Origin of the sequence: Micromonospora sp. AMSO12t, assembly GCF_008806585.1 — a bacterium.
Lineage (GTDB): Bacteria > Actinomycetota > Actinomycetes > Mycobacteriales > Micromonosporaceae > Micromonospora > Micromonospora reichwaldensis.
Genome location: NZ_WAAS01000250.1, coordinates 1 through 9,289 on the forward strand (window position 1 = coordinate 1; position 9,289 = coordinate 9,289).

At 73.5% G+C, this 9,289-nt stretch carries 7 protein-coding genes; 2 read left to right on the top strand and 5 right to left on the bottom strand.

The window, feature by feature from the left end:
- Positions 1-140 precede the first annotated feature (140 nt).
- The gene (locus F6X68_RS26415; protein WP_151456812.1) at positions 141-935 is read left to right on the top strand and encodes a hypothetical protein; all 795 of its coding nucleotides are present in this window, start codon (positions 141-143) and stop codon (positions 933-935) included.
- 204 nt (positions 936-1,139) lie between these two features.
- On the opposite strand, the gene ppc is transcribed toward F6X68_RS26415, so the two are convergent.
- The 3 genes from ppc to F6X68_RS26430 all read right to left on the bottom strand — a co-directional run bounded on the left by ppc (position 1,140) and on the right by F6X68_RS26430 (position 5,824).
- Complete coding sequence (ppc, locus tag F6X68_RS26420; RefSeq protein ID WP_151456813.1) at positions 1,140-3,926, bottom strand: phosphoenolpyruvate carboxylase; 2,787 nt, start codon at positions 3,924-3,926, stop codon at positions 1,140-1,142.
- Between the two features lie 128 nt (positions 3,927-4,054).
- On the bottom strand, positions 4,055-5,092 hold the full coding sequence (locus F6X68_RS26425; protein WP_225852440.1) for a hypothetical protein: 1,038 nt from the start codon (positions 5,090-5,092) through the stop codon (positions 4,055-4,057).
- Positions 5,093-5,167: 75 nt separating this feature from the next.
- Positions 5,168-5,824 (bottom strand): hypothetical protein, encoded by a 657-nt coding sequence (locus tag F6X68_RS26430; protein ID WP_151456814.1) that lies wholly within the window; start codon positions 5,822-5,824, stop codon positions 5,168-5,170.
- A gap of 114 nt (positions 5,825-5,938) precedes the next feature.
- Here F6X68_RS26430 and F6X68_RS26435 point away from each other — a divergent pair, with 114 nt between their 5' ends.
- On the top strand, positions 5,939-6,979 hold the full coding sequence (locus F6X68_RS26435; RefSeq protein WP_151456815.1) for a S66 peptidase family protein: 1,041 nt from the start codon (positions 5,939-5,941) through the stop codon (positions 6,977-6,979).
- 94 nt (positions 6,980-7,073) lie between these two features.
- Here the strand turns inward: F6X68_RS26435 and F6X68_RS26440 are convergent, their stop codons facing one another.
- Together F6X68_RS26440 and F6X68_RS26445 are read right to left on the bottom strand one after the other, a co-directional pair.
- Complete coding sequence (locus F6X68_RS26440) at positions 7,074-7,994, bottom strand: endonuclease domain-containing protein (RefSeq protein ID WP_151456816.1); 921 nt, start codon at positions 7,992-7,994, stop codon at positions 7,074-7,076.
- Positions 7,995-8,076: 82 nt separating this feature from the next.
- Positions 8,077-8,997, bottom strand: a complete 921-nt coding sequence (locus tag F6X68_RS26445) for a cyclase family protein (protein ID WP_151456817.1) — start codon at positions 8,995-8,997, stop codon at positions 8,077-8,079.
- Positions 8,998-9,289 lie beyond the last annotated feature (292 nt).

Genomic DNA, 9,289 nt, shown 5'->3' on the forward strand with positions numbered 1-9,289 from the left:
CACCACGAGGATGAGCAGCGGCAGATATCTCATGTCTGCGACGTTACCCAGGCCAGGCCAGCGCCACGCCTCCGATCCGCGTCGCCGAGCTGCGTCGATCGGAGGCGTGGCGCTGGCCTGGCCTGGGTAACGTCGCAGACATGAGATATCTGCCGCTGCTCATCCTCGTGGTGCTGCTGGTGGGTGCGGTCGTCTGGTGGCGTCGGGAGAGCGCCGCCCGGGCGGAACGCCGCCTGGCCGACGCGCGGGCCGACGCCCAGCGCTGGTACGAGCGGCTCGGCGGCCAGGTGATGAACCTGCACGGCGACCACCCGGCCGTGCGCCAGGCGCTGGTCGACGCCGGGGAGCGTTACAACGCGGCCGGCAGCCAGCTGGAGCAGGCCCGCAGCGTCGAGCAGTACCGCCTGGCCCGGGAGACCGCGCTGGAGGGGCTGACCTATGCCCGGGCGGCCCGCGTGGCGCTCGGCATCGACCCCGGCCCCGAGCTGCCCCCGCTGGCCGCCGCGCAGGGCGCCGGGCAGCTCACCCGGGAGCGTCAGGTCGACGTGCAGGGGCAGACCTTCAAGGCCGGCCCGCAGCCCGGCCGCGACACCCCCTACTACTACCCGGGCGGGCGCTACCAGGGCCGGCCGGTGCCGGCGGGCTGGTACTCCACTCCGTGGTGGAAGACCGCGCTGGGCGCCGGCGCGGGTGTCCTCGGCGGCGTGCTGATCGCCGACGCGCTCTTCTCGCCCGGCTTCGGCGACCCCGGGTACGGCTACGAGGCCGGCTACCAGGAGGGCTTCGGCGACGGCACCGGATTCGGCGAGCAGGGCGGCGAGGCCGGCGGCGGTGACTTCGGCGGCGGCGGAGATTTCGGCGGCGGCGGGTTCGGCGGCGGAGATTTCGGGGGTGGCGACTTCGGCGGCGGTGACTTCGGCGGCGGCGACTGGTAGGGCCGACACCGACGGCACGACCGACGCCGACGGCAAGACCAGAACCGACGGCAGGACCAACACGGGCGGCAAGACCGACACCGACGGCACGGCCAACACCGGCGGCACGACTGGTACCGACAGCGCTGGCCGGCTCGGCGGCGCCGTGGGAAGGAAGGGCACCCTCCGCTGCGGGAAGCGCGGAAAGGTGCCCTTCCTCGCTGCTCAGCCCGTGTTGCGCATGCCGGCGGCGATGCCGTTGACCGTGGTCAGCAGCGCCCGCTCCAGCGCCGTACCGTCGCTCGGCGCACGCCGGCCGCCCGGCGCCGTGGCCACCGCCCGGCCCGCCGCCCCGGACTCCCGGTACTGGCGCAGCAGGGCGACCTGGAGGTGGTGCAGCGGCTCCAGGTACGTGTCGCGGACGGCCAGGGTGCGCTGGAGCACGGGGGAGTTCTCCAGCAGGGCCGGCGAGGAGGTCACCGCCAGCACCTCCTGCTTGGTCAGCTCGTACTCCTGCTCGATCTTGTGGAAGATCGGGTGCAGCTTCTTCGGCACCAGCGTCTCGACGTAGCGGCGGGCGATGCTCAGGTCGGTCTTGGTGAGCATCATCTCGACGTTCGACAGGAACGTGCGGAAGAAGTGCCAGTTGCGGTGCATCTCGGCCAGCACGTCCTCCAGCCCCGCCTCGCGGGCCGCGGCCAGGCCGGAGCCGACCCCGAACCAGCCGGGCACGATCTGCCGGGTCTGGGTCCAGCCGAACACCCACGGGATGGCGCGCAACCCGGCGAGCCCGGCCCCGGTGTTCGGCCGCTTCGCCGGCCGGGAGCCGATGTTCAGCGCGCCGAGCAGCTCCGTCGGCGTCGACGCCCAGAAGTACGCGGGCAGGTCCGGGTCCTCGACCAGCGACCGGTACGACCGGAAGGCCGAGTCGGAGACCGTATCCATCGCGGCGTCCCAGCGTTCCAGCATCTCGGCGGGCTGCCGGGGCGCGGTGTGCAGCAGGGTGGCCTGGAGCACCGCGGCCAGGGTCAGCTCCAGGTTCTCCCGCGCCAGCGACGGCAGGGAGTACTTGTCGGAGATGACCTCGCCTTGCTCGGTGACCTTGATCGCGCCGTCCAGGGTGCCGTACGGCTGGGCCAGGATCGCCTCGTGCGTGGGCCCGCCGCCGCGACCGACCGTGCCGCCGCGGCCGTGGAAGAGCCGCAGGTGTACGCCGTGCCGGGCCGCCACGTCGCGCAGCGCGCGCTGGGCCCGGTGGATGGACCACTGGCTGGTGGTGATGCCGGCCTCCTTGTTGGAGTCGGAGTAGCCCAGCATCACCTCCTGCACGTCGCCCCGCGCCGCGACCAGGGCCCGGTACGCCGGCAGCGAGAGCAGCTCGTCGAGGAGTTCGCCGCCCGTGTTCAGCTCGGCCGGGGTCTCCAGCAGCGGCACGAAGCCGATCCGGGAGCGGCCGCTGTGCACGTCGACCAGGCCGGCCTCGCGCGCCAGCACCACGGCGGCGAGCACGTCGTCCACGCCGAGCGTCATCGAGACGATGTACGACTCGATGACCTCGTTGCCGAACCGGTCCTGTGCCTCGCGGATGGTGCCGAACACGTCGAACGTCTTGCGGGTCGCCTCGGTCAGCGGGGTGTCCAGCGTGGAGAGCGGTCGGCGGCCGGTCAGCTCGTCGGCGAGCAGCTTCGTGCGTTCCTGCCGGCTCAGCGACGGGTAGTCGGAGACCTCGCCGACGGCCGCGTAGAGCTGGGCGAGCACCGCGTGGTGCGCCTCGGCGTGCTCCCGGACGTCCAAGGTCGCCAGGTGCAGCCCGAACGCGGAGACCGTACGGATGGTCGAGGCGAGCCGGCCCACGGCGGTGAGCTGGCCGGCGTTGCGGGCCAGCGAGGCGCGCAGCAGCTCCAGGTCGGCGACCAGCTCGGCGGAGCCGCGGTAGTCCCGACCGGGCACGTGCGCGGTGCCCTGGCGCAGCCGCTGCCGGGTGTTGGCCAGCTTCGCCTTCACGCAGCGGGCCTTGAGCCGGTAGGGCTCCTCGGCGTTGACCCGGCGGAACCGGGCCGCCACCTCGGGCAGCGCGTCCAGGTCGGCGGCGAGGCTCGCGGAGAGGTCGAGCGACACCCCGCGCAGCCGCCGGGACACCGACACCTCGTCGATCAGGTGGTCCATCGCCTTCTCGGTGGCCGCGATGCCGTGCTCGTGCTGGATGGTCAGCACCTCGCGGGTCACCGCCGGGGTGACGAACGGGTTGCCGTCGCGGTCGCCGCCGATCCAGGTGCCGAAGGACAACGGCCGGGCGGTCGGGGAGGTCTCCACGCCGAGAGTGCGCAGCGTGTCGGCGAGGTCGTCGAGGACCTGCGGGGCGGCCTCGGCGTACAGGTCGCGCAGGTAGTAGATGGCGTTGCGGGCCTCGTCGGTCGGGTCCGGCCGGTCCAGCCGCAGCTCGTCGGTCTGCCACATCAGGTCGAGCAGTTCGGCGAGGCGGCGGTTGGCCGGGCCCTCGTCGCTGGCGCCGTAGAGGATCGCGTTCGCGGTCTCGGTGTCCAGTTCGTCGGCGATGGCGCGCAGCTTGGACAGGATCGACCGGCGGGCCGCCTCGGTCGGGTGGGCGGTGAAGACGGGCCGTACCGCCAGCCGCCGGGCCGCCGCGGCGATCTCCTCGGCCGGCACCCCGCGCTCGGCGATCATCTTGGCCGCCTGGTCCAGCCAACCGCCCTGCACCGCCCGGCGGCGCCGCAGCTCCCGGGCCCGGTGCACCTGCTCGGTGATGTTCGCCAGGTGGAAGTAGGTGGAGAAGGCGCGGGCCAGCTTGGTGCCGGTGGTGACGTCCAGGCCGGCGAGGCGCTGCGCGGCGGTGGGCGCGTCCGAGCGCACCTGGGCGCGGATCTCCTCGACGAGGTCGAGCAGCGGCCGGCCCTCCTGGCGGGCGAGGGTCTGCCCGAGCAGGGTGCCGAGGCGGCGGATGTCGGCCCGCAGGGCGGCGTCGGGGCCGTCGTGGTCGTGCTGGTCGGTCACGATGCGCTCCTTACGCGAGTACGAAGGACAGCGCTGTCCGACTCCCTGGATCGTATCCGCGTCCCCCGCCGGGAAGGAGGGGACCCTTGCAATCGTCTGCGGCAGAGGAAGGAGCCGTTCCTCGCGTCTCAGCCGGCGCGGCGCGCATCTTCGCTGGTGGGGCCGGGTGCGGTGCGTCGACCGGCGCGACGGCGGGCCTGGAACGGGGTGGCGCTGAGCACACCCGCCACGCCCAGCGCCGTCCAGATGGTGAGCCCGGCGATGGGCCAGCCGGTCGACCGGCGGTCGAAGTAGACGACGGACTTGAGCAGGTCGGTGGCGAGCCCCGGCACGTTCCACCGGTGCATGCCGCGCAGCCAGGTCGGCAGGAACTCGGGGGCGTAGATGCCGCCGGAGCCGGGGTTGCCGAGCACGACCAGCAGCAGGATCACCAACCCGGTGCCGAACAGCCCCAGCCAGCCCTGCACCGCCGAGGCGATCATCGCCGCCGCGAGGACCGCCAGCGTCCCGCTCGCGGCGACGCCGACCAGGTCGTGGTCCCAGACGTCCAGGACGGGTCCCACCACGATCGCGCCGGCGGCCCCGAGCACCAGGCTGTAGCCGGCCAGCGCGGCGATCCGCAGCCCGGCGCGGCGCAGGCTGCGCGGGGCGGTGCCGTTGCCCAGGCCGAGCACGGTGGCGGCGAGGTAGCCGCCCAGCACATACCCGACGGCCAGGTAGAACGGCACGAGCCCGCGCGGATCGGTCGCGGCCACCGGCACCTCGTCGGTGACCCGCAGCGGCATCTCCGCCTGCCGGGCGGCGGTGTCGAGGACCCGGACGACGACGTCGGTCGCGGCCGGCGCTGCGGCGCTCGCGGTGGTCAGCACCAGCCCGCCCTCGGCGCCGGTGGCGAGCACCCCGTACACCTTGCGGGTGAGCAGGCCGTCGTCGGCGGCGCGCGGGTCGGCGTACTCGACGGCGTCGAGGGTGTCGCTCTGGTTGCGTACGGCGACGAGGACGGCCTGTGCCTTCTGGTCGCCGCGCACCACCCCGACCGGCACGTCGCGGGGCCTGGGACGGTGCAGCGCGCCGACGTACGCGGTGATGAACGCGGTGGCGAGCACCAGGGTGCCGAGCAGCAGCGCGGCGGTACGCGGCAGCCCGTCGCGCATCTCCTGGTCCACGCCGCCAGCCTAGGGCGGCTCGTGCCCGGTATGTGGCGTTTCCCGGCCCGGCCGGGGCCGCCGGTGCCGCATCGGTCAGGTGAGCTGGCAGCGGCCCGCGCTGTAGTGGGCGACCGCCGCCATGATCTCCGCCTCGGACCGGTCCGCGAAGTTGAGCGTGGCGACCAGCCCCGAGCCGTAGAAGGCGCTCAGGGCCGCGCTGTCGAGCGCCGTGAACGCCCCGAGGTGCTGGAGCGCCCGCGCGTCGCGTGGCGTGACCACCAGCATCTTCTCCAGGCTCCACCGGCGCCGGGAGATCCGCGCGACACCCTCCCACGGCAGCCAGATCGCCTGGCCCCGGGTCGGCCGGGTGCGGATCCAGAGCCCGGCCGGGCCGAGCGCCAGCACCGGGCCGCCGGAACCGATCAGCCAGAGCTGGATCCCCAGCGGCAGGGCGACCAGGGCCAGCAGGCAGCCCACCACGCCGAGGATCGCGACCACGGACTGGGAGCGCAGCTGCGGATCGGACGAGTTCACCATGCCGAGACCCGCGCAGCAGGCGATCGGGAGGATGAGGAGCAGCACCACCCCCATCATCAGCAGGCCGCGTTTCGCGACGTTGGGCCGTACCACGAAGGGCTGGTCCTCCGGGATGCGCCTGGTCACCGGCGGCGGCACGGGGGCTCCCCACGGGCCGCCGTGCGGTGGGCCGTGGTGGAAGGGCTGCGGCGGATGTCCGGCGGGGGTGCTCACGCGGCCTCCGAATACTCGATCAACTTCGGCGGGGCCAGCCTAGAGGCCGTCCGCCAGCGTCCCGGCGGGCCGGACCAGCGGAAAATCGCTGGAGCCGGTCGGTAGCGTCCGATCATGACGTCGCCGAGCTATCCCCCCAAGCCCCGACCGGGAGACCGGGTCGCGGTCGTCTCGCCGTCCGCCGGCCTGCCGGCCCTCTTCCCCCACGTGTACGAGTTGGGCCTGCGCCGGCTGCGTGAGGAGTTCGGCCTGGAGCCGGTGGAGTACCCGACCACCCGGGTACTCGGCGCCGACCCGCGCGACCGGGCCCGGGACCTGACCGCCGCCTTCGCCGACCCGACGATCGCCGCCGTGCTCGCCACGGTGGGCGGGGACGACCTGATCACGGTCACCCCGCACCTGGACGACGCCGTGCTGCGGGCCAACCCGAAGCCGTACTTCGGCTACTCCGACAACACGAACGTCCTCAACCACCTGTACCGGCTGGGCGTCGTGTCGTACCACGGCGGGTCCGTGCTCGTGCACCTCGGCCGGCCCGGCAGCCCGCACCCGCTGACCTTCGACTCGCTGCGCGCGGCCCTCTTCACCTCCGGCTGGTACGACCTCACGCCCGCGCCGCAGTGGGGCGACCGGCCGAACGACTGGCAGGACCCGGCGACGCTGGCCGACGAGCCGGAGATGCTCCCGGGCGAGGGCTGGCGCTGGCAGGGGCCGTCGACGGCGGTCGAGGGGCGCACCTGGGGCGGCAACCTGGAGATCCTGCACTGGCTGCTGGCCGCCGACCGGGTCCCTGACGCCGGGGACCTGGCCGGATCGGTGCTGATGGTCGAGACCTCCGAGGAGTTGCCCCCGGCCACCGAGGTGTTCCGGATCCTGCGCAACATGGGGGAGCGCGGTCTGCTCGCCGGCTTCCCAGCGGTCCTCGTCGGCCGGCCGAAGGCGTGGGACTTCACCCGGCAGCACACCCCCGACGAGCGGCGGGACTGGGCGGAGGCGCAGCGGGAGGCGGTCACCCGGGCGCTGGCCGCCTATTGCCCCGACGCGGTGGTGGTCTTCGACGTCGACCTCGGCCACACCGACCCGCAGCTGATCGTCCCGTACGGCGGCGAGATCCGCATCGACGCGACCACCCGACACATCTCGGTCCGCTACTGACCCACCCGCGCCGCCCGCCGCGTGCGTGCGAGCGCCCCGGTGATCAGGACGCCATGGACGTTAACTGGCCGTTTTAAGGTCCATGGCGGACTGATCAGCAGTGGCCGGGGCGGCGTTCCTGGATTGCGGCAGTCACCAGCCGGACAATTCGGGCGGGGTGTCGCAGTGCGTCGTCCGCGGTGAAGCGCAGCACCAACCAGCCCGCCGCGCGGAGTGCGTTGAGCCGAGCCACGTCGCGCTGGAAGTGGGTGCGTTCCCGGTGGTGGTCACCCTCGTACTCGATGGCGATTCGCAACCGGGGGTAGGCGAGGTCGACGCGGCCGAGGAAGACGCGTCCCCGGTGCGGGTGGGTGCCGTACACGTCGTGCTGCGCGGTCAGGGGTGGCAGACCGGCGTCGTGCAGGACGAGCCGGAGCCGGGTCTCCATGGGGGACTCGCTCAGCGGCTCGGCCAGCGTGAGCACCTCCCGCAGTTGGGCGGTGCCGGGCCAGCCGTTGTGCGTGTCCAGGTAGCTGCCCAACGCCGGGAGCTTGACCACCCGCCGATGCAGCAGCGCGTCCACCGCGACGAGCGCGTCCGTCCGGGGCAACTGCCGCCCGAGGTCGAAGGCCGTGCGGACGCCGGTGGTGACCGGCAATCCGGCGAAGCGGGTGATCTCCCGGGCGGAGAACGACCGTTGGTCGACCGACACACGCCGAGTGGAGCGTCGGCGGGCCGTCGCCGGGAGCGTGACGAAGACCGGGCTCGCGTGTGGGAGGAGTTCCACGCCCCACAGGAATGCCGCGCTGAGACCGCTGATGGCGGCCCCCGCCGGCAGGGTGAGGGCAACGGCGTCGCACCACATCCGGTGGTCGTTCTCACGGTAACCGTCGACGTGGACGTAGATGTCGGGCAGCAGCCGGCACCAGGACGGCCCACGGAGCATCCGCCACGTGACCAGGTTGGCGGCGACGGCCCGACTGCCGGAGAACGGGAGGAACGCCAACTCTCTGGGGACGCGCGGTGCCCGTGACATTCCGGCAGCCTGCTGTCACAGTCCGCCCGCGCGCCGACCCGAAGGTTGATCCCGGGCTGTCGACGTGGCCCTCGGTCGTCGATCAGGTGGGATTGAGGACCGCGAACGCCCGTACCGGGAAGGTGCCCATGCCGGCCACCATCGGTGGGGCGGCCGTGAACCGGAAGCCGGTCGGGGGCAGCGCGTCGAGCCCGGTCAGGTGCTCCACGATCGGGACGCCGGCGGCCAGCAGGGCGCTGTGCGCCGGTCGCTCGCCGGCCGCCGCCGGGCTCATGTCGTCGATGTTGATCGAGTCGATGCCGACCAGGGCGGCGCCCGCGTCGACCAGGGCCCGGGCGCCGTCGCCGGTGAGGTAGGGCGCCTCCGGCGCGCCGTACCGGTCCGTGCCGAAGTGCGCCGACCAGCCCGTGTGCAGCAGCACCGCGTGCCCGGCGACGTCGTACGGTGCCAGCAGCAGCCGGTCCACCGCGCGGGTGCCGGCCGGTACCCGGACCACGACGCCGGGCAGGTCGGCGAGGCGGTCCAGCGGGGTGCCGGCGAGGTCGGCGCCGTCGGCGAAGCGGTGGGCGGGCGTGTCCAGGTACGTGCCGGTGTTGGCGATCATGTCGATCCGCCCCACCTGGAACTCGGTGCCGGGGGCGTAGTTGGCGCGGGACGCCTCCCGGGTCAGCCATTCGGTGATCCGTGGCGCCGGCCAGCCCGGCAGGGTGGTCATGCCGTCGGTGACGACGTGGCTCAACTCGACCAGCCGTCGCCGGGAACTGTCCCCCGGGCCGGCGGCCATACCCCGGCCGCCCTTGTGCGGCTCCTCGATGATCGTCCGGCCGGTGATCCGTACCTCGGCCACCATCAGCAGCCCGAGGTGCCGGACGAACAGCGCCGCCAATTCGTCGTCGGCGATGTCGCGGCCGGGAATGTCCAGACGGAACCCGTCCGTCCGCAGCCCGCCGCCGTTGGCGAAGGTGACCTCCGCGTCGAACTGTGCCCGCCACTGGTTGCCCATCAGCGCAGCCGATCACGGCCGGCCACCCCCGTCAAGATCCTTCGAACGGGCTGCCCCGTGCCCACCGGAGTGCCATACAGGGGGGTGTACGGCACCACCGGCGGGCGGCGACGGCGCCTCGCCGTCGCCGAGGTCGCAGCCGGTTGGAGCTGCGGGCCTCCCCGAACAGGTCCGCGCACCCCGCGACCGCCGATCCGGCGGCTCGATCCCGGCTGACGGATTCCATCTTCGGCCGCCGGGCGGTCCGGGTCTTGAACATCGATGCTCGATTGACCGCCAACTCAGAACCCCG